The sequence below is a fragment of the Streptomyces sp. NRRL S-920 genome (genome assembly GCF_000717945.1).
Classification (GTDB): domain Bacteria; phylum Actinomycetota; class Actinomycetes; order Streptomycetales; family Streptomycetaceae; genus Streptomyces; species Streptomyces alboniger.
Genome location: NZ_JODF01000001.1, coordinates 284,751 through 304,289, shown reverse-complemented (window position 1 = coordinate 304,289; position 19,539 = coordinate 284,751). Strand labels below are relative to the sequence as shown.

Annotated in this window: 20 protein-coding genes; 12 read left to right on the top strand and 8 right to left on the bottom strand. The window is 71.1% G+C overall.

From position 1 onward, the window contains the following. From IG54_RS0101380 to IG54_RS0101370, 3 genes are read right to left on the bottom strand one after another with little or no spacing between them, the layout of a single operon-like run. A complete protein-coding gene (locus tag IG54_RS0101380) occupies positions 1–747 on the bottom strand; it encodes an SDR family NAD(P)-dependent oxidoreductase (RefSeq protein WP_030776096.1) in 747 nt (248 codons plus the stop codon). After that, complete coding sequence (locus tag IG54_RS0101375; RefSeq protein ID WP_063756171.1) at positions 744–1,745, bottom strand: ACP S-malonyltransferase; 1,002 nt, start codon at positions 1,743–1,745, stop codon at positions 744–746. The genes IG54_RS0101380 and IG54_RS0101375 overlap by 4 nt, the downstream gene beginning before the upstream one ends. Continuing rightward, on the bottom strand, positions 1,742–2,203 hold the full coding sequence (locus IG54_RS0101370) for a 4'-phosphopantetheinyl transferase superfamily protein (protein ID WP_078593581.1): 462 nt from the start codon (positions 2,201–2,203) through the stop codon (positions 1,742–1,744). The genes IG54_RS0101375 and IG54_RS0101370 overlap by 4 nt, the downstream gene beginning before the upstream one ends. A gap of 283 nt (positions 2,204–2,486) precedes the next feature. On the opposite strand from IG54_RS0101370, the gene IG54_RS0101365 reads away from it, so the two are divergent. The 7 genes from IG54_RS0101365 to asnB all read left to right on the top strand — a co-directional run bounded on the left by IG54_RS0101365 (position 2,487) and on the right by asnB (position 10,708). Further along, entirely contained in the window at positions 2,487–2,999 is a 513-nt protein-coding gene (locus IG54_RS0101365) for an acyl-CoA thioesterase (RefSeq protein WP_078593580.1), read from the top strand. A 41-nt stretch (positions 3,000–3,040) separates the two neighbouring features. Beyond that, positions 3,041–4,450, top strand: a complete 1,410-nt coding sequence (locus IG54_RS0101360) for an FAD-binding oxidoreductase (protein ID WP_030776084.1) — start codon at positions 3,041–3,043, stop codon at positions 4,448–4,450. Then, the gene (locus tag IG54_RS0101355; protein WP_051819177.1) at positions 4,447–5,955 is read left to right on the top strand and encodes a flavin-containing monooxygenase; all 1,509 of its coding nucleotides are present in this window, start codon (positions 4,447–4,449) and stop codon (positions 5,953–5,955) included. Before IG54_RS0101360 ends, IG54_RS0101355 begins: the two co-directional genes overlap by 4 nt. Before the next feature lie 26 nt (positions 5,956–5,981). Next, on the top strand, positions 5,982–6,902 hold the full coding sequence (locus IG54_RS0101350; RefSeq protein ID WP_051819176.1) for an alpha/beta hydrolase: 921 nt from the start codon (positions 5,982–5,984) through the stop codon (positions 6,900–6,902). A gap of 26 nt (positions 6,903–6,928) precedes the next feature. Continuing rightward, a complete protein-coding gene (locus IG54_RS0101345; RefSeq protein WP_030776074.1) occupies positions 6,929–8,347 on the top strand; it encodes an aldehyde dehydrogenase family protein in 1,419 nt (472 codons plus the stop codon). 71 nt (positions 8,348–8,418) lie between these two features. Continuing rightward, positions 8,419–8,838 (top strand): aspartate 1-decarboxylase, encoded by a 420-nt coding sequence (gene panD, locus IG54_RS0101340; protein ID WP_030776071.1) that lies wholly within the window; start codon positions 8,419–8,421, stop codon positions 8,836–8,838. A gap of 31 nt (positions 8,839–8,869) precedes the next feature. Next, complete coding sequence (gene asnB, locus IG54_RS0101335; RefSeq protein ID WP_030776068.1) at positions 8,870–10,708, top strand: asparagine synthase (glutamine-hydrolyzing); 1,839 nt, start codon at positions 8,870–8,872, stop codon at positions 10,706–10,708. 80 nt (positions 10,709–10,788) lie between these two features. On the opposite strand, the gene IG54_RS0101330 is transcribed toward asnB, so the two are convergent. Both IG54_RS0101330 and IG54_RS0101325 read right to left on the bottom strand, forming a co-directional pair. Next, a complete protein-coding gene (locus tag IG54_RS0101330) occupies positions 10,789–12,648 on the bottom strand; it encodes an AMP-dependent synthetase/ligase (protein ID WP_158708769.1) in 1,860 nt (619 codons plus the stop codon). Then, on the bottom strand, positions 12,645–13,175 hold the full coding sequence (locus IG54_RS0101325) for a helix-turn-helix domain-containing protein (RefSeq protein WP_051819174.1): 531 nt from the start codon (positions 13,173–13,175) through the stop codon (positions 12,645–12,647). Before IG54_RS0101325 ends, IG54_RS0101330 begins: the two co-directional genes overlap by 4 nt. Positions 13,176–13,484: 309 nt before the next feature. On the opposite strand from IG54_RS0101325, the gene IG54_RS0101320 reads away from it, so the two are divergent. Beyond that, complete coding sequence (locus tag IG54_RS0101320) at positions 13,485–14,861, top strand: hypothetical protein (protein ID WP_158708768.1); 1,377 nt, start codon at positions 13,485–13,487, stop codon at positions 14,859–14,861. 3 nt (positions 14,862–14,864) lie between these two features. On the opposite strand, the gene IG54_RS0101315 is transcribed toward IG54_RS0101320, so the two are convergent. Then, positions 14,865–15,290 carry a hypothetical protein gene (locus tag IG54_RS0101315; protein WP_030776057.1) on the bottom strand — a complete coding sequence of 142 codons (426 nt, stop codon included), beginning with the start codon at positions 15,288–15,290 and terminating at the stop codon, positions 14,865–14,867. A gap of 138 nt (positions 15,291–15,428) precedes the next feature. On the opposite strand from IG54_RS0101315, the gene IG54_RS0101310 reads away from it, so the two are divergent. After that, positions 15,429–15,878, top strand: a complete 450-nt coding sequence (locus tag IG54_RS0101310) for a DUF6196 family protein (protein WP_037895919.1) — start codon at positions 15,429–15,431, stop codon at positions 15,876–15,878. Positions 15,879–15,886: 8 nt separating this feature from the next. Here IG54_RS0101310 and IG54_RS0101305 read toward each other — a convergent pair whose 3' ends face one another. Continuing rightward, a complete protein-coding gene (locus IG54_RS0101305; RefSeq protein WP_158708767.1) occupies positions 15,887–16,930 on the bottom strand; it encodes an RICIN domain-containing protein in 1,044 nt (347 codons plus the stop codon). Between the two features lie 130 nt (positions 16,931–17,060). Between IG54_RS0101305 and IG54_RS0101300 the strand changes: the two genes are divergently transcribed. Beyond that, positions 17,061–17,678 carry a TOPRIM nucleotidyl transferase/hydrolase domain-containing protein gene (locus IG54_RS0101300; protein WP_030776050.1) on the top strand — a complete coding sequence of 206 codons (618 nt, stop codon included), beginning with the start codon at positions 17,061–17,063 and terminating at the stop codon, positions 17,676–17,678. An 8-nt stretch (positions 17,679–17,686) separates the two neighbouring features. On the opposite strand, the gene IG54_RS0101295 is transcribed toward IG54_RS0101300, so the two are convergent. After that, positions 17,687–18,259: a TetR/AcrR family transcriptional regulator gene (locus IG54_RS0101295; protein ID WP_030776049.1), complete on the bottom strand. Its 573-nt coding sequence runs from the start codon at positions 18,257–18,259 to the stop codon at positions 17,687–17,689. 105 nt (positions 18,260–18,364) lie between these two features. Between IG54_RS0101295 and IG54_RS0101290 the strand changes: the two genes are divergently transcribed. Continuing rightward, a complete protein-coding gene (locus IG54_RS0101290) occupies positions 18,365–18,751 on the top strand; it encodes a DUF6463 family protein (protein ID WP_030776046.1) in 387 nt (128 codons plus the stop codon). Between the two features lie 165 nt (positions 18,752–18,916). Further along, positions 18,917–19,465, top strand: a complete 549-nt coding sequence (locus tag IG54_RS0101285; RefSeq protein ID WP_030776043.1) for a hypothetical protein — start codon at positions 18,917–18,919, stop codon at positions 19,463–19,465. Positions 19,466–19,539 lie beyond the last annotated feature (74 nt).

Sequence of the window (19,539 nt, the reverse complement as noted above, 5' to 3'; positions counted from 1 at the left end):
TCAGCTGATGAGTCCGCCGTCGACGACGAGGGAAGTGCCGGTGATGTACGACGCGTCGTCGCCGAGCAGGAAGCGCACGGCCGAGCCGACTTCCTCGGTCCGGCCGATGCGGCCGAGCGGGACGCGCTTGAGGTTCTCCGCCAGTTGTGCGGGCGGCATCTTCTGGGTCATGGCGGTGTCGACGAAGCCGGGGACGACGGCGTTGACGCGGACGCCGTAGCCGCCGAGTTCCTTGGCGAGGGCTTTGACCATGGCCAGTACGCCCGCTTTGGCCGCCGCGTAGTTGGCCTGGCCGGCGGGCGGGTTGAAGGCGCTGGTGGACCCGATGGTGACGATGGAGCCCCGGCGTCGCGCGGCCATCATCCGGCCGGCCGCGCGCATGCACAGGAACGCTCCGGTGAGGTTGGTGTCGATCACCTCTTGCCACTTGGCGTCGCCCATCATCACGGCGTAGCCGTCCCGGGTGATGCCGGCGTTGTGCACCAGCGCGTCGATGCCGCCGTACTCGGCGCGGATGTGGCGGAACATGCGCTCCACGTCCGCGGATTGGGAGATGTCGCCCTGCACCAGCGCGGCGTCCGGCTGGATCTGCCGCACGGTCCGCAGGGCCTCCTCGGCCTGTTCGGGGTTCCGGCGGTGGTTGAGCAGGACGGTGGCTCCCGCGCGGGCCAGGTCGGTGGCGACCGCGAGCCCGATGCCCTTGGTGGCCCCGGTGACCAGCGCGATGCGCCCGTTGAGATCGCTCACGTGCTTTTCCTTGCCTTCGAGGTGAGGTGGTCCTGTGCGGTGGGCGGCCCCGCGGGCGAGGCCGGTACCGCCGTGGGCGGGGGTGTGGCGCCGAGCGCTTCGAGGACGCTCAGATGCCGGGCCTCGCGGGCCATCTCCCGCCCCAGTCCGGACAGCACCCGCCCGGGCCCGGCCTCGACGAAGGTGCGTACGCCGAGCCCCAGGAGCGTGTGCACCGCTTCCTGCCAGCGCACCGGGCGCAGGATCTGCGCGAACAGCACCTCGCGGTACTCCTCGATGTCGCTCACCAGGTGTCCGGTCGCGCTGGACACCAGGGGGACGCGGGGCGGGGCCAGGCGTGCCTCGGCGAGCTTGCCCATCAGTTCCAGTGGTGCTCCGGCCATCAGGGGCGAGTGGTAGGCGCCGCCGACGGGCAGGCGGCGGGCGCGCAGCGCCCCGGCGTCGCGGGCGGCGTCGACCACGCGCTGGACCGCGGTGACGGTGCCGGACACCACGGTCTGCCGGGGCGAGTTGAGGTTGGCGACGACGGCGAAGCCGGTGTCGTCGCAGGCCTCCTGGCACAGGCGGCGCACGGTGTCCGGTGGCAGTCCGACGATCGCGGCCATGGTGCCGGCGGTCTGCCGGGCGGCCGTGCTCATGGCCCGTCCGCGGCAGGAGACCAGCAGGAGCGCGGTGTCCGGGTCGAGGCTGCCGCAGGCGGTGAGCGCGGTGTACTCGCCGAGGCTGTGCCCGGCGACGGCCGAGGGGGCCAGGCCCTTGTCGCGCAGCCGGTGCAGCGCCGCGAGGGACCAGACGAACACCAGGACCTGGGCGTACTCCGGGTCGGCGAGGGTGTCCGCATCGGCCTCGGTCATGAGGGAGCCGACGGGAAGGCCCGTGACGTCCTCGGCCCGGGCGACGAGATCGCGGGCGGCGGGGCCGAAGCGCGCCAACTCCCGCCCCATGCCGGGGAACTGGCTGCCCTGGCCGGGGAAGACGAAGGCCGTGGGGCCGTTCATCGGGGGCCTGCCGGGGTCCCGGTGGGAGCGGCCACGACCCAGGCCACGGCCATGTCGTCCGCGAGTTCACGGGTGCCGCCGGTCAGCGTGACGCCGTGCCGGGCGGCCCAGCGGGCGAGTTCACCGCGGAGGTGTACTGGCCGGCCGCCGCCGTCCTGTTCCGGTGGCCCGGTGCCGACCTCGATATCGGCGTAGGCGGAGCCGGGCGGCAGTCCTCCCAGGGCCTTCACCACGCTCTCCTTGATGCCGAAGGTGTGCCCCAGGATCCGTGCCGGGGTCAGTTCGCCATCCGCCGCGCACATGGCCGCCGCGCGTTCCGAGGCGCTGAAGGCGCGTCGCAGCACAGCTCTCCTGGTGCGGGCCACGGCCAGGTCCCAGCGGCGCAGGTCCACCAGGTCGACCCCGGCCGAGTGCACCGCCGCCGGCACCGAGCAGCGGAGGTATTCCGTAATGTCCATCGACCAACACCGCCGATTCGCTGACGATCCGAGAATTGCGAAATGAAGTGCGCCAAACACGAAGAAATAATTCGCGCCGAATGCGAGTGGGCCCAAGTCGCCCTGCTCCTTCGTTCACCGGAACGCTAGGCGCGTCGAGAAATCCATGTCAACCGAAGACCCGTTTCGGCCAGGATTTCTGTAAGTTCCGAGAAAGATGCCGGGGCATCCGAGGCGCGGTGAAAGATGCGCGTCAGGAATGATTGACGGGCCTTTACGGCGTTCCTATGGTCGAGCCGTATAAATGCCTCCGGGCAGCACTCGTAGAACCTTTCACGAGAAACGAGCCGCCATGCCGCGTTGGGTTGAATCCGTACAGAATCTCGAAGGCTGGAATCACGTCGACACCACGACGCGCGTCCGGTGGGGCGAGTGTGACGTGCAAGGACATGCGTATTACGCAAGTTTCGTGCCGTGGTTCGATCTGGGCCGTGAGGCCTTCGCACTGGCCGTCGGCGTCGACTTCTGGAACTACCAGATCACCACGACGAACTTCCGCGCCCGCTATCACGAGCCGGCCAAGTACCTGGACGATCTGACCATCAGGACGTGGGCCATCACACCCCGCAGGCACCTGGAGTGCCACTACGAGATCTACCGGACGAACGGCAGCAGGCTCCTCGCGGAAGCCCACTCCGTGCACTCTCTCGTCAACCCGCGAAGTGGCCGCCTCATGCGTGCCACCGATGAACTCCACGACAAGTTCGAGGAGTTCATGGCACGCCGTCGGGCCGAAGCCGCAGCAGCCCACCACTGACACGCGTGCACGCTCTCCCCGCGCTCCCTGGAGGAACATCCATGAACCCCCTGCATTCCGCGGCCGTCGAGGAGCTTCGCGCCGCGCTCCTCGGCGAAGTGATCACCCCTGCCGACTCCCCGTACGACGCGGCGCGCGCCGTTTTCAACGCCATGATCGACCGCCGTCCCGCGGTGATCGCGCGCTGCCGCGGCGCGGCCGATGTCATCGCCGCGATCGCCTTCGCCCGGGAGCAGCGGCTCCCCATCGCCGTACGCGGTGGCGGACACAGCATCGCCGGGCACGGCACCTGTGACGACGGCATCGTCATCGACCTGTCGCTCATGCGGGGCGTCCACGTCGACCCGGAGCGGGGCACGGCACGCGTACAGGCGGGGGCGACGCTGGCCGATGTCGACCGGGAGACCCAGGTGCACGGCCTGGCCGTGCCGTCGGGGCAGGTCTCCGAGACCGGCATCGCGGGCCTCACCCTCAACGGCGGCATGGGCATGCTGCAACGCAAGTACGGGCTGACCTGCGACAACCTGCTGTCCGCGGAGATGGTCACCCTGGACGGCGAGGTGGTGACCGCGAGCGCCGAACAGAACCCGGAGCTGTTCTGGGCGCTGCGCGGCGGAGGCGGGAACTTCGGCGTCGTCACCTCCTTCGAGTACCGGGCGCATCCCGTCGGGCCGATGATGCTGGCCGGCATGGTGGCCTACCCGGTGGAGCAGGCCGTCGAGGTCCTGCGCTTCCTCCGGGACACCATCAGCTCGACGCCCGACGAACTGAGCACCGACGTCGTCTTCCTGCGCGTTCCCGCCCTGGGGTTCTTCCCCGAGGAGCACCGGGGGCGGCCCGTCGTCGGCTTCTTCCTGCGCTACTCGGGGCCCCTCGACGACGGCTGGGACGTGATCCGGCCGATCCGGGAGTTCGGCACCCCGCTGATCGACGTCGTCGAGCCGATGCCGCTGGTGACCGTGCAGTCCATGCTGGACCCGGCCAATCCACGCGGCCATCAGCAGTACTGGACCAGCGAGTTCCTGCCCCGCTTCGGCAGCGCGGAGATCGAGACGGTGGCCCGCATCGGCAGCGATCTCCCGTCGCCGGAGACGGTCATGCAGGTCATCCCCTTCGATGCTCAGCCCACCCGGATCGAACCGGACGCCACGGCGTTCTCCCACCGCGAGGAGAGCTGGCTGATCCACATCGTCGGGCAGTGGCACGACCCCGCCGAGAACGACCGGTGCCGGGCCTGGGTGAAGGAGTCGGGAGCCGCGCTGCGTGCCTTCGGGTCGGGCGCGTCCTACCTCAACCTGCTCAGCGAGGAGCCCGGGACCGACCGGGTGACGGGGTTCTGGGACGACGCGCGGCTGCGGCGGCTGGCACGCGTCAAGGCGCAGTACGACCCGGAGAACCTGCTGCGCTTCAACCACAACATCCCGCCCGCGCCCGCGGAGGCCGGGCAGTGAGCGCGCACCAGCGGGCCGGGCGCGGCGGGCCCCGCCCCCGTGTCGCGATCGTCGGCGCCGGCTTCGGCGGTATCGGTCTCGCCATCGCGCTGAAGCGGGCAGGACACCACGACTTCGTGATCGTGGAGCGGGCCGCGGACATCGGCGGGGTCTGGCGCGACAACACCTATCCCGGCGCGGCCTGCGACATCCCCTCGCACCTGTACTGCTACTCCTTCGAACCCCGCCGCGACTGGGGTCGCCGGTACGCCTCCCAGGCGGAGATCCTGCGCTATCTGCACGACTGCGCGGACAAGTACGGACTGCGCTCGCACCTGCGGGTGAACACCGAGGTCGAGTCGGCCGAGTTCGACGAGGGTTCCGCGCTGTGGCGGCTGCGCACCGGTGCGGGGGAGACCATCGAGGCCGAGGTACTGGTGCCGGCCTGTGGGCAGTTGAGCAATCCGCGGATACCGCGGATACCGGGCGCGGACCGGTTCACCGGGCACACGGTCCACTCCGCACGGTGGTCCCACGACCACGACCTGACGGGCCGATGGGTGGCCGTGATCGGCACCGGGTCGAGCGCCTTGCAGATCGTCCCGGAGATCGCGCCGCTGACCGGGCACCTGACCGTCTTCCAGCGCTCGGCGCCGTATGTGGTCCCCAAATGGGACCGGGTCTACCGGCCGCCCTCCCGGTGGTCCCGCCGGCTGCCGCCCCTGCCCCAGAAGCTGGCCAGGCTCGGCTGGTGGCTCTTCAACGAGGCCCTGGTCTCCGGGCTGACCCGCCGGTGGCCGACCGCCCGGCTGACCGAGCGCGGCTCGCAGATGCAGCTGCGCACGCAGCTCGACGACCCCGAACTGCGCGAGAAGCTGACGCCACGCAGCGAGCTGGGCTGCAAGCGGGTGGGCATCTCCAGCACGTACTACCCGGCCCTGAACCGTCCCGACGTCAGCCTCGTCACCGAGCCGATCACCGAGATAACCGACAGCGCGGTGCGTACCGCGGACGGCGTCCGGCATCCGGTCGACACGATCATCTACGCGACCGGCTTCGCGGCCACCGAGTTCCTGGCCTCCCTGCGGGTGCGCGGTCGCGGCGGGCGGGAGCTGTCCGAGGTGTGGCGCGATGGCGCACGGGCCTACCTGGGCATGGCCGTCCCGGGCTTCCCGAACATGTTCATGATCTACGGCCCCAACACCAACATCGGCGCCGGCTCGGCCATCTACATGATCGAGAGTCAGATCCGGTACATCACCGCCGCGGTACGCGAACTCACCCGGGGCAGGACGCGCTTCCTGGAGGTGCGCGCCGAGGTCGCCGAAGCCTTCGACCAGGACGTACAGCGGCGGTTGCGGCGGTCGGTCTGGTCGACGTGCACGAGCTGGTACCGCCACAGCAGTGGGCGGGTCACCAACAACTGGCCGGGCCAGACCGCGGACTACCGCCGCCGCACGGCCCGCCTCAACCGAGCCGACTACCGGCCCGTGCCCCCGCGGACCGCCCCGGGCGCCCGCCCCTGAACCGAAGGAGCACCATGCCTCTCCACATGGACTCTGAGCGTGTACTGCACGCTCTGGACGAGCAGGGCTTCCCGGCGTTCGAGCAGGTGAGCGTGGGGGTCATCCGCGAACTCCTGGACGGGCTCGTACAGGTGCAAGGCCCGCCCGCACCGATGGCACAGGTCACGGACACCTCGGTCCCCGGCCCCGGCGGGCCGCTCCCCGTCCGCGTCTACCGGCCCGGTCCGCCCGACGGGCCCCGGCCTCTCGTGGTGTTCTTCCACGGCGGCGGCTGGGTCGCGGGGAGCGTCGACCTGGTCGACCGCCCGCTGCGCGGACTCGCCGCCGCCACGGGAGCGGTCGTCGCCTCGGTCGGCTACCGGCGGGCGCCCGAGACCCGCTTCCCGGGGCCCGTGCTCGACGCCTACGCGGCCGTCGACGCGCTCGCCCCGCGGGCCGCCGAGTTCGGGGCGGACCCGGACCGCCTCGTGGTGGCCGGGGAGAGCGCGGGCGCCAACCTCGCCACCGCGGCCTGCCGGATGGCCGTCGAACGCGGCGGCCCGGACATCGGCCTCCAGCTGCTGATCTGCCCGATCACCGCGCCCGCACGCGATTCGCCGTTCCCCTCCTACCAGGAGTTCGCGCGCGGCTACGTCAACACCCGGGCCGCGATGGAGCACTTCTGGGACCTCTACCTGGCCCGCCCGGAGGACGCCACCCACCCCTGGGCGGCGCCCCTGCTCGCCGACGACCTGTCACGCCAGCCGCCGGCGCTGATCCTCACCGCCGAGTACGACCCGCTGCGGGACGAGGGAGAGGCGTACGGCCGACGGCTGCGGGCCGCCGGAGTGCCGACGACCGTCAGCCGCTACGCCGGAATGCTCCACATCTTCTTCCTCCTCCCCCGACTAGCCGCCTTCCAGGAAGCGGTGGACGAGGTCGGCCGGGCGCTGCGAGCCCGGTGGTAGCCACCCAGCAGCACGAAGGAGACGCCATGCACCACCACCGTCAGATCTACCTCGACGGCGCCTGGAGACCCTCGCGGGGCACCGACGTCATCGAGGTCGTCAACCCGACGACCGAGCAGGTGATGTGCACCGTCCCGCAGGGCACGTCCGCCGATGTCGACGCGGCCGTCGACGCGGCCCGACGCGCCTTCCCGGGATGGTGGGACACCCCGGCCGCCCGCCGCGCGGAGTACCTCGGGCGCGTCGCCGACCGGCTGGAAGAGCGAGCGGCCGAGCTGGCCGTGCTCACCGCTCGGGACGTGGGGGCGCCGCTGGCGTTCGCCCGGGCCGCGCATGTCGCCCTGCCCGTCCTGTCGTTCCGGCACGCGGCCGATGTCGCATCCGCGTACGCGTACGAACGTCAGGGGGGCGGCTCACTGATCGTGCGCGAACCCTACGGCGTCGTAGGAGCGATCACCCCGTGGAACTACCCGCTGCACCAGATCGCCGCGAAGGTCGCCTACGCCCTGGCCGCGGGCAACACCGTCGTCCTCAAGCCCAGTGAGGTGGCACCGCTCGGCGCCTGGGCGCTCGCGGAGATCTTCGACAAGGTCGGCCTGCCACCCGGCGTGTTCAACATGGTCAGCGGCACCGGGCCGGTGGTGGGCGAAGCCCTGGCCGCGCACCCGGGCGTCGATCTGGTGTCCTTCACCGGGTCGACGGCGGTGGGTAGACGGGTCAGCCGACTGGCCGCGAAGACGGTCAAGCGCGTCACGCTGGAGCTGGGCGGCAAGAGCCCCGCGGTGCTGCTCCCCGACGCCGACCCGGTCGAGGCGGTGCCGCGGGTCGTGGTCAACGCGTTCCTCAACTCCGGCCAGACGTGCAGCGCGCTGACCCGGCTCGTGGTGCCCCGCTCACGGCTCGGCGAGGTCGAACAGGCGGCACGGCAGGCGGCCGAGGCCATGACGTGCGGCGATCCGCTGGCCGAGGGGACCCACCTCGGCCCGCTGGTGTCCGCCACTCAGCGGGAGCGGGTCCGCGCGCACATCACCGGAGCCCTCGCCGAGGGCGCCCGCCTCGTCACCGGCGGGGCCTCGCCGCCGGACGGCCTGCCCCAGGGCTACTTCGTCCGCCCCACGGTGCTCTCCGAGGTCACCCCGCGGATGGCGGTGCACCGCGACGAGGTCTTCGGTCCGGTGCTCGCCATCGAGCCCTACGACAGTGTGGCCGAGGCCGTACGGCTGGCGAACGACAGCGACTACGGACTGGCCGCCGCGGTCTGGTCACCGGACCGCGACAGGGCCCTCGCGGTGGCCAGGCTCCTGCGCGCCGGTCAAGTCGGGGTCAACAGCGCCGACTTGAACCCCCGGGCACCGTTCGGCGGCTACAAGCAGTCCGGGAACGGCCGCGAGCACGGTGTCCTCGGCCTGGAGGAATTCCTGGAGATCAAGTCCGTGCAGGCCTGAGAGGCCACCGGAATCCACCCCCTGAAGAGCGGCGATCCACTCCGCAAGTCACCTCGAAAGGAAGTACAGCCATGTTCCGTACCATGCTCACGTCCAAGATCCACCGCGCCACGGTCACCCAGGCCGATCTGCACTACGTCGGCTCGCTCACCCTGTGCGCCGACCTGATGGACGCCGCCGGACTGCTGCCCGGCGAGAAGGTGGACATCGTCGACATCAACAACGGCAACCGCCTCTCGACGTACATCATCGAGGGCCCCCGGGGCACCGGCGTGGTCGGCATCAACGGCGCCGCGGCCCGTCTCATCAACGTCGGCGACCTGGTCATCATCATCGGCTACGGCGTCGTCGCGGATGCTGAGGCGCAGAAGGTCGAGCCCAAGGTCGTCTTCGTGGACGGCGCCAACAGGATCACTTCGATGGGCTCGGACCCGGCCGAGCCGACGGCCGACGGGCAGACCGTCCGCGGCGATCACATCTTCACCGACTGACCTCTTCCCCCCGTACGCAAGGAGCAGCGGTATGTGTGGAATCACCGGCTGGGTGTCGTTCGACCGCGATCTCACCCGGGAGGAGGGTGCACTCGAAGCCATGACGGAATCCATGACCGCCCGCGGTCCCGACGGCTTCGGCACCTGGTACTCCCGGCACGCGGCCCTCGGCCACCGGCGTCTGGCGATCATCGACCTGGAGGGCGGCGCGCAGCCGGTGACCGCCCGGACCCTCGACGGCGTCGTGGCCCTGACGTACAGCGGCGAGGTGTACAACTTCGCCGAGTTGCGCGCCGAACTGCGCCGCCGGGGCCATCCGTTCCGCACCGCCTGCGACACCGAGGTCGTGCTGCGGGCCTACCTGGAGTGGGGGACCGCGCTCACCGAGCGCCTGGTCGGCATGTACGCCTTCGCCGTCTGGGACGGCCGGTCCGAGCAACTGCTCCTGGTCCGGGACCGGTTGGGCATCAAGCCGCTGTACTACTACCCCACACCCGACGGGGTGCTCTTCGGCTCCGAACCCAAGGCCGTCCTGGCCAACCCGGCGGTGCCACGGACCGTGGACCTGGACGGCATACGGGAGATCGTGCTCGGCGTGAAGACGCCGGGCGCCGCGGTGTGGCAGGGCATGCGCGAACTGCCGCCGGGCCATGTGGTCACGGTCAGCCGCTTGGGCGTCCGCGAGCAGGAGTACTGGAGGTTGCGGGCCCTGCCGCACACCGATGACCTGGCCACGACCTCCGGGCGGCTGCGGGAGCTGCTCCACGACTCCGTACGGGAACAGCTGGTCGCCGACGTCCCCCGCTGTCTGCTGGTGTCCGGCGGGCTGGACTCCAGCACCCTCGCCGGGCTCGCGTCCGAGGGACGGGCCGCGCCGCTGCGGTCGTTCTCGGTGGACTTCGCCGGGCACAGTGAGCACTTCGTACCGGACGAGTACAACATCAGCCCGGACGCACCCTACGTACGCGCCGTCGTCGACCATCTGGGCACCGATCACACCGATCTGGTGCTGGACCCCGCGGCGCTGGCCGACCCGGAGGTCCGCCGGGCCTGCGTGAGCGCCCGGGATCTGCCGGTGGGCCGCGGCGACCTCGACCACTCCCTGTACCTGCTCTTCCGGGCGATCCGGGAACACTCCACGGTCGCCCTCTCCGGGGAGGGGGCCGACGAGATGTTCGGCGGCTACTGGTGGTTCCACGACCGCGCGGTCAGCGAGGCCGCCGGTTTCCCCTGGCTCACCGCCGCTCTCGGCACGGCCCGGCAGGAACGCCCGTACACACCGCCGGATCTCCGCGCGGTCCTGGACATACCGGAGTTCGCCGCGCAGCGGTACCGCGACGCGCTCGCCGAGACCCCCGTCCTGGACGGGGAGAGCGCCGAGCAGCGACGCGCCCGCCAGCTCCTGTATCTGCACATGACCCGCAGCCTCGGTGGGATGCTCGACCGCAAGGACCGGCTGAGCATGGCGGTGGGGCTGGAGGTCCGGGTGCCCTTCTGCGACCACCGGGTCGCCGAGTACGCCTTCAACATCCCCTGGTCGATGCAGGTCTTCGACGGCCGTGAGAAGAGCGTGTTGCGGGCGGCCGCCCGGGAGGTGGTCCCGGACGTGGTGCTGGGGCGCACCAAGAGCCCCTATCCGATGACGCAGGACCGCCGGTACGTCTCCGCCCTCCAGGAGCAGGTGCGCGGCGTCCTCGCCCTCGCCGACCACGACGTCTTCACCCTCGTCGACAGGCCCACGGCGCTTCGCGCGGCCGAGGCGGATCCGACCCGGGTGCCGCATCCGGGGCGCCATCGCATGCTGCTGGAGAAGGTGCTCGATCTGTACGTCTGGCTGGACCACCACCGCCCCAAGCTGATCGTGGGCTGAGTGCCGGCGACGGTATCGGCCGCCACACCGCGAGATGCCCGGCAGGAGATCTGCCGGGCATCTCGCGGTGTGGGGAGCCCTCAGTCGTAGAGAGCCTCGAATCGCTCCCGGTGCAGCGCGTACACCACCGGGCGGGCCACCTTCAGGGAAATGGTCAACTCCCCTGTGTCCACCGACAGATCGCGGTCGAGCACCGTGAACGCCTTGGCCCGGTAGTACTCCTGGAGGCGGGAGTTGGCGCGTGCGACCACCCCGTCGAGTTCGCGCAGCAGCTCCGGGCGGCGGACCAGGGCGCCCAGGTCGGTCGGCAGCCCCCGTTCGGCGGCCCACGCCGACGCGTGCCGCTCGTCGAGCGTGAGCAGCGCCACGAGATGGGGCCGGCTCTCGCCGTAGAGCACGGCGTGGGAGATCAGGGGGCTGGCCCGCAGCTGCCTCTCCAGCGGATGGGGGGTGACGGCCATGCCGTGGGACAGCTGGATCACCTCCTTCTTGCGCCCCAGCAGACGCAGCCGGCCGTCCTCGTCGATCTCACCGAGGTCGCCGGTGTGCAGCCAGCCGTCGTGGACGGCACCGAACCGGCCCTCGTCGTAGCCCCAGTAGCCGCGGAAGACGTTGCCGCCCCGCACCAGCACCTCACCGTCCGGCGCGATGTCCACCTCGACTCCCGGCAGGGGCCTGCCGACCGTGCCCAGTCGGTAGTCATCGGGAGAGTTGGAGGTGACGGCCGCGGCGGTCTCGGTCATTCCGTAGCACTCCACGACCGGGACACCGCAGCCGAGGAAGAAGGCCAGCAGGTCCTGGGACACCGCGGCGCCGGATACGGTCACCCGTCGCACCCTGCCACCGAAGTGAGCGCGCACTTCTGCGAACACACCCGCGTCGGCCTCCTCGAACCAGCGGCTCAGCTCGGCGGGCAGACTCTCGCCCCTGGCGTGCCGCTCCCGGACCTGTAGGCCGAGCCGGGCCTGTTCCACGAGCCGGTGCCGCTCCCCCTCCGGCCGGGATCCGAGAACCGCGCTGTAGATCCTTTCCAGTACGAGCGGCACCAGGGGAAGAAGCTTCGGAGCGGTCTCCCGTATCTCCCGGAGCATGCGCTCCGGCGGGCCGCCGCTGAAGTAGGCCAGGGTGTAGCCGGACCACCAGGTGAGCAGCTGCATCAGCAGGGCGATGGTGTGCGGCCCGGTCACGACGTAGAGGGTGCCGTTGCTCAGGTCCGGCGGGGCGTCGGCGGGCTTGGGTGGCGGGGCGGGGTGCGCCCGCAGGACACTGACGTAATTGCCGTGCGAGAGGGCGCAGCCCTTCTTCGGCCCTGTGGTGCCGGAGGTGTAGATGATGACCAGCAGGTCGTCGGGCCGTACCGCGTCCTGACGTCGGCGCAAGGCGGCGCTCGGTATCTGTTCGCGGCCCAGCGCGCGCAGCTCCGCCAGCGTCATGATGCCGTCGGCCCCCTCCGGGGCGTCGATCAGCACGATGTGGCGCAGAGCGGGCAGCCGGGACCGGGCAGCCTTCACCTTCGCCCATTGGTCCGCGTCCTCACAGATGAGCACCGTGGCACCTGAGTCGTTCATGACATGTGTGATCTCCTCCGGCACCGTGGTGGGCAGGAGCGAGACCAGGACAAGACCGGAGGCCGCCGCGCCGAGGAGGGTGAACGTCCACTCGGGACGCAGCGCGCTCTGGATCGCCACCCGGTCGCCGGGGCGCAGGCCCAGCGCCATCAGCCCGCGGGCGATCTCCTCGCTCTCCCGCCGGGCGTCGGCGTACGACCGGGTGCGCCACGCCCCCTCGGAGTCCCGCCACCGTACGGCCGGGGCTGTCGGCAGGCGTTCGGCCCCGCGTCGCGCCAGGCCGGCGAGGGTCTGCCGGCCGTCCGTGCAGGTATGTGAGGCGGTCATGTCCGTGCCGGTCATGTCTGTGCTGGCCCGATCTGTGCTGGTCACGAGGCCTCCCGGTCCTGTTGGGCGTCGAGCAGATAGCCCTGACTCCATACGGTTTTGATCACCAGGCCCAGCGGCAGGAGGCGGCGGCGTGCCCGCAGTACGCGCACGTCCAGGGCGTTGCGCTGCGCGGGAGCACTGTGCGGCCACATATGCGCGATCAGGTCGTCCCGGCTCACTACCGATCGGTAGGAGTCCAGGAGCAGTCTCACCAGGGCCGCCTCACCGGCGGCGAGCGGAAGGCTCTGGCCCGCGAACCGAAGGACGCCGTGCTGGTCGATCTTCGGCTTCCGGCAGGCGGACCTGGCGCACAGGGCGGCCCAGCGCGCTCGCAGGTCCACCTCGTCCACCGGCGTGCGGGTCCAGTCCTCCAGCGGGTCGACGCAGACGGGGGGCCGGGTGCCCGCCGCGACCAGCAGCAGTCGGGGGACGCCCCGCGCTCGGTGCGCCTCGATTTCGTCGGCCTGCGCGGGCCAGCGCAGCACGGACATGGGGCGGTCGGTCCGGTGTCCGCGGGCGCCGGTCGGCATCGTCGTCGGCGCACCTCGGGCGGCCGAGCGTTGAGGGGGCGCCACGGTGACGGGAACGGCGAGTTGAGGGGGCACAGTCGTCTCCCTGTTGATGTGCGGGTACGAAGGACGGCCGTAAGAAAAGGGAACCGCGGGCGCCCGCGGTTCTCCAGCGATCCGGCTGTGCCTCGGATGTGCCTCTCCCCCCGCCCGGAGCAACCCTGCGGCCCGCACACCTACTGACTATGCTGGAAATGTCCGGATTGACGGTAAGCGGATGTTTCCCTCACATCCCCCACGGGCCTCGCAACCCCCGGCATCGAGATCCGCATGCATATGACCTATCGCTCCATCCGCCACCCCCTCGCGCTGCTGCGCGGACGGGACGAGCTGTCCCACGCCGCCTATGCCAAGCTCATCGCCGACACCCACGCCGAACTGGGCTTCGGAACCATGGCGGCGCGGCGGGAGAAGGTCGCGCGCTGGGAGTCCGGGAAGATCACTCCCGAGCTGAGCGCGCAGTACGCGATGGCACACGTGCACGGTGTCCCGCGCACCGACGTGGTGCGCCTCGGCTGGCCGGAGTGGCTGTACGTGGCTACCGGACACGCCTCACTGCTCCAGCAGCCGTGGAGCTGCGACGAGGCACTCGTGGCCCTGGAGGGCATCGCACGCTCGTCGCCCGAGCCCGACGGCCGGGACGACGCCATCCCCGCCTGCGAGCAGAGCATCAGGAGCCTCACCACAGCGTGGTTGAACGCCGCCGCCCCGCTCGATCTGCCGGACCGCCGTGGTCTACGGCTCTCCGCGTCGGCCGTCTCCTCCTTGGAGCTGCGCCGACTGGAGGGCCGCAAGCTCTTCGACGCCCTGGGCTCCACCGGCACCCGCATCCTCGCCGATTCCTGGCTCCTGCTGCTGTGCGACCTGACGCGCAACGCCTCCTACGACCGGGCCACCGGAGCACGCCTGCTGGCCCTGACGGCCGATGCCGCCTGCTACAGCGGCCGGCTCGCTTTCGACCTGGGTGACCAAAGGCGGGCCCAGTCCGCGGTGATGGCCGCGTTGCGCGCCGCGTCCGCCGCGCAGGACAACCGGCTGGGCGCCTGGGCCCTGACGCAGTTCGCCATGCAGCGCCTGCACTACGGCGAGGTCCAGACCGCCCTCACGCTGCTCGACGCCGCCCAACACGCCTGCCGGCGCTCGCGGTACAGCCCCCGGCTGGCATCCCTGATCCACGTGCTGCGCGGCCGCGCGTACGCGGAGCAGGGTGAACACCGCGCCAGCGCGCGCGAGATGGACATCGCCCGCACCCTGCACAGCCCCGCGCTGCACGACGACGACCCCGACTGTCTGGAGTGGTTCACGGGCGAGGCGATCCAGTTCCATGCCGGCGCCGCCCACTTCAGCCTGAACGAGATGGGCCCGACGGTGGACCACCTTCTCCCCCTCCTCGACGCGGACCCGGCAGGCGGCTCCCCCGTGGAAGGCCAGAACGCGGCCCTGTGCAATGGCTTCCTCGCCCGGGCGCAGCTCGCTTGCGGAGACACCGACCAGGCACTGGAACGGGCGCTGCGCACCGCCGAGTTCCTCTTCCACTCCTCCTCGGTCGCCGTGGCGAAGCAGTGGCAGCTGCTGCGGGCCGAGCTTGCGGAGCGGTCCGGCACACCGGCCGTACGCGCCCTCCTGGAGGAGCCGCTTCCGGCTTGAGGCTCAGTTGCCGGACTGAGTGCTGCCCAGGCGGCAGTAGCCGTGCGCGCTGCCCATGATCCGGGCGGTCTGCTTCGGGGTGGTGCCGAGTTCCTTCATCGTCCTCTTCGCCTGATCGGCGAGTGCCTGGCCCTCGGCGGCGCAGAAGGCGTTGCCGTGGGCGAGGAGTTTCTCGTCGCTGATGTGGTCCATGTCCGGGTAGTGGTCCCGGATGGTCTTGAGGAAGAACGCGGGCGTAGCGCCGGTCAGTCCGCGCGGCTCGGCGTCGCCCTCGGAGGGGTCGGCCGGGGGGCTCTTGGGGGAGGACGGGGCCGTCGACGCCGCCCGGGCCGGGGCTCCGGAGCGGTTGTCGCCGGAGTCGTCGCACGCCGAGATGCCAAGAGCGGCCGTGGCCAGGCAGAGGGCGAGGACGGGCAGGCGCTTGTACATGTTTCTCCTGGTCGAGGGGGAAGTGGATCTCATTCTCCCCCGGGGCCGGGCGGCGGATCACAGCAGGTGGTGGGTGGCGGTCGCAGCAGGTGGTGACTGGCGGGAATTTCGGCGCGGGGGGACTCGGTTGGACGGGCCATGGTCAGCATCAGTCACGAATCACCCCACGAAACCCGCGCACGGCTGCGCGGCGTGCTCGCGGACGCCGACTTCGAGGTCCTGCCGGGCAGTTGGGCCTACCACGAATACCCGGCGGGGCCGGTACCTCAGCCGTCCGCCGAGGTTCTGGCTCTGGTGCGGGACGCGCAGAGCTGGTCGGTTCTCGAACCGGCGCGGGGCGGGGAGGCGGAGGTCTTCGGCGTCTTCGCCTTCCACTTCCCGTCGGCATCCGACAACAGTGGTTTCGTCGGCTGGCTGGCCGGGGAGCTGAAGGAGCGCCTCGGCACCGGGGTGGCCGTGCTCTGTGGATACAACTCCGCGCGGGGCGGCATCTACGACTACTGGCTCGTGCCCGCTCAGCTGCTGGGCGAGGCGCAGGCGCATGTGCGGAGTCTGGCGGCGGGGACGGACGGTGGCGGCCCGTCGTAAGGGAGCGCTCACGTCGCTGTCGGGCTCATCCGCCACAGCTGATCGGTGTGGGCCGTGCGGTCCCACTGCTCCGCCTGGGCCGCCTCCTCCGTGCTCTGGCCGCGCACGCCGAGGTACTTTCCGCTCCTCAGGTTGGCCAGCGTGAAGGTTCCGTCCCCCGCCGGGCTCATCGCCCAGGTGTGGAACTTGTAGCCGTCGCACGAGAACTGGTTCGCGTGGGCGCCGTTGTCCAGACTGCCGTTGCTGATGGCCAGGCACTTACCGCTGTTGCCGTTGACCACCGCCACGTTGCCCTCGCCCAGCTCGACGACCTGCCACCGCTCGTCGGTGCCCGCGGTGCAGGTCCGCTGGATCGCCCTGGCGCCGTCCAGACGGCTCTGGTTGAGGATCCCGAGGCACTTTCCACTGTTGCCGTTCACGAGCGTGGTCTCCCACTGCCGGGGAGGCTGTCGCTGGAAGAACATCGCGCCGGCCTGCTGCTTGCAGTCCCACTGCCGCAGCGCCGCCCCGTCCGCCGTGGAGGACTCCGTGACCTCCAGGCATTTGGGGGTCGTGGACGTCATGGTCTGGAATCCGACACCGTCACCGACCGGGACGATCCGGAAACTCACCGCGGGGCGGCTGTCACAGGCCCCCAGGCGGATGGCGGCGCCGTTGTCCGGGCTGGAGTTCGCCACCTCCACGCAGGTTCCGCTGCCGGCGCTGACGATGTTGACCGCGTCGCTCGCCGCCCCGGAGGACTGGAGGTACCACCGTGCCCCCGGCTTGCCGAAGCAGCGGCCCTGGCGCACCGGCTGGCCGACTTCCGAGGCGGGGACCTCCACGCATAAGCCGCTGGGCGCGGAGACGATGTTCACGATCTGCCTGGCGGAAGTGGACGCGGCGGCATCGGCGGCGAAGGCGTACGGGGAGGACGCGGGCCCCCAGCCCAGCGCGGCGCACAGGACCATCACGAAGGCCAGCAGCGCACCGGATCGTCCGCCACGCCGTACGACGGCCGACAGGCGTAACCCCCTGGAAGAGTCGCAGGACTCGTTGAAAGACGCGTTCATGATGAACTTCCTCCCGGACGGCACCAGGGGCGCCATGGTTCCCAGGAATGCTGACGTAGCACTGACGCCCGCGGCCGAGCGGGCCGCATATTCCGTGCCGTGCGGTCGCGCGGACGTGCACACTCGCTCCATGGCGGACATACGGGCATTCCGGGACGCGGTCGGTGGCTGGGCGAGCGGCGGTCCCGGCGGGCCGGCGGGCGAGCTGGCCGTGGAGCTGGGGGTGCGGACGGCGGTCCTGCTCGAAGGGCCGAGTGACCACGCGGCCGTCGAGGCACTCGCCGCCCGGCACGGCCGGGACCTCGCCGCCGAGGGAGTGTGCGTCGTACCGATGGGCGGGGCGATGAGCATCGGCCGCTACGCACACCTCCTCGGACCGCCCGGCCTCGGCCTGCGCCTGGCGGGGCTGTGCGACGAGAACGAACAGAGCTTCTACCACCGCGGTCTGGAGCGGGCGCGGGCACCCCGCCGGGACTTCTTCGTGTGCGCGGCGGACCTGGAGGACGAACTCATCCGCGCGCTGGGCACGGCAAGGGTCGAGGACATCGTCGCGGCCGAGGGCGACCTCCGCGCCTGGCAGACCTTCCTTCGCCAGCCCGCGCACGACGGTCGGCCCAGGCACCAGCAGTTGCGGCGCTTCCTCGGCACGAAGAAGGGCCGCAAGATCCGCTACGGCCGTCTCCTCGTCGACGCCCTCTCCCCCGGCCGGGTCCCGGCCCCGCTCGACGATCTCCTGGCGAGCCTGTGAGGCACGGGTCACCGATCAGGTCGGCCGGACGGGATGTCGAGGATCAGGTTGGCGGCGCGCGTCATGACCTGGGCGCGGGTGCCGCCCTGGTGGTCGGCGGCGAGGAAGTGGTTGCCGATGGCCGCGCAGAACGCGAGCAGGCTGCGGGCCTCGACCTCTTCGGGGTCGGAGCAGAAGGTGCTGATCGCGTCGCGTGCCAGCTGCATACGGCTGTTGTCCACGCGGCGCAGGCGTTCGGCGACGGCCGCGTCGCGGCGGGCCCAGTCGCGGACGGCCAGGTCGATGGGAAGCAGGCGGTCACCGGAGAAGGTGAGCCGCCCGGCCAGCCGGACCTGCTCGCGCGGGTCGCCGCCCTCCCGCTCGACGCGGGCCAGGACGTCGTCGACGCACTCCCGCTCCCAGGTGTCCAGCATGGCCTCCAGCAGCGCTCCGCGGTTGGCGAAGTAGCCGTAGAACCCGCCCTTGGTCACCCCGAGCGCCTTGGCCAGGGCCTCGACCCGCACGGCCTCCACGCCGCCCTCGGCCAGCGCGCGCAGCCCCTCCTCGATCCACTTCTCCCGCGGCGTGCGCAGCGCGCCCATGGGTGAGCCACCCCACCTTCCCACTTGTTGTACGAAGCCGTATAACGGCTCTACTCTCGCCTTGTACGTCAGCGTATAACTCGCGGAGTACGAGGGGGAGTTCAGATGATCAAATGGGCCGGCTGGCTGATCGTGCTGTTCGGCACTCTGCACACCATCGGCGCCCTGACCGTGGAGGAGGCGGCGACCCACGCGGACGCGTGGTTCAGCGGGGCGCTGCGGGATGACGACCTCTCGGCGATGAGCCCGGCCAACAGCGCGTACTGGCTGAGCCTGGGCAGCTTCGGTGTGCCGCTCGTCATGGTCGGCCTCACCGTGCTGTGGCTGGATCGCCGGGGCATCACACCGCCGTCGTTCATCGCGTGGATCCTGGGGCTCTGGACCGTGATCGACGCCGTGGTCCTCACGCTCACGCCCTGGCCCGTCCTGCTGCTGGCGGCCGTCCTGTTGCTGGTCGGGGCAGGCCGCGCGAGCCGCCACGAGGTGAGCTGAGCGCCGCATCCGGCCCCCGCCGCGCGAGGCGGGGGCCGGAACTCCCGCGAGTGCGCCCCGGGCACTCACGCCGTTGGCCGGTTCTGGATCGTGCGGCGCGGCGGACCTCCGTAGGCTCGGCAGGACAAGGTTCGCCTGGCTCACGAGTAGCCCCTGGGGGTTGGTGTGCTGTACGCAGTCGCCTTTGAGCGGATCGGCGTCGTGGTGAGCGACCTCTACTTCCTCAACCCGAGTCCGCTGCACGGACAGGAGAGTCCCGAGCGCGGGGTCCGGCTGGAGCTACGAGTGTTCGAAAGTGGCGAGCTGCCCGGTTCCCTCTACTCGGCTCGCCCCATCACCATCGGGCGCCCTCTGTGGCGGGTAGACCTCCTCCAGGACGCGGACGCCGCCCCGAACACCTTCGACCGCACGCACCACCACCCCGGCATCGTCGACTGGGAACCCGGCCCGCGGACCTTCGTCGAGGAGCTGTCCGACGACCCGCTGACGTGGCTGAGCGACAGGCTCACCGACATCTCCAGCCTGTTGGACGAGGCCGGCATCGCCGCGGACGAGATCTCGGCGGCGGACGCGGACGGCCTCCGCACAGCGGCCCCTGAGATCGTGGGCACCGTCGGCCGGATGCTGGAGCGGGTCTGGGCCGGGGAACTGGGCCGGCCGACGAGCGATGTTGACGCGGGAGCGGTGACCAGCATGCGGGCCGGTTGGCTCTAGCGCGGGCAACTCACTCCCATAAAGCGTTCACTCGATCGTGAGTTTCCCCTGGCATGTGCCCGGCGTGGGCCCAT